Genomic DNA, 357 nt, shown 5'->3' with positions numbered 1-357 from the left:
GCTCGGGCCATGGATCCGCGATTACCTCGATGGCAACGGCATTCCGCTCAAGGGCAAGGTCTACGCGATCGGGCTGATGTGGGCGAGCATTCTGTTCTCGTGTTATCTGGTGCCGCTGGTTTGGGCGCGTGGGTTCATGCTGACCAGTGCGGTGCTGGTGACGGTTTATATTTTGCGGCAGAAGACCTTGAAAAAACGCTGATCGCCCCACCGTCGGCAGCACAACCGTTCATCCGATATCCGTCCGCACCTGTCAGAGTTGACAGGTGCGCGCTTTAACGTCGCATGATTAATTCTTCCGTATCGGCGCTGACAGCCCAGGTAAGCGCCCCGTGTGGAAGGCGAACATTCATGAAC

1 protein-coding gene is annotated in these 357 nt (G+C 57.1%); it reads left to right on the top strand.

Translation table 11 applies throughout. From position 1 onward, the window contains the following. On the top strand, positions 1–202 hold a 202-nt coding region (locus AAEY83_RS13350; RefSeq protein ID WP_351059509.1), incomplete at its 5' end, for a DUF454 family protein. Positions 203–357 lie beyond the last annotated feature (155 nt).

Source organism: Psychrobacter sp. TB20-MNA-CIBAN-0197 (genome assembly GCF_040309765.1).
GTDB lineage: Bacteria > Pseudomonadota > Gammaproteobacteria > Pseudomonadales > Moraxellaceae > Psychrobacter > Psychrobacter submarinus.
The sequence above is the reverse complement of the archived record's forward strand: the minus strand, read 5'-3'. Positions and strand labels throughout refer to the sequence as shown.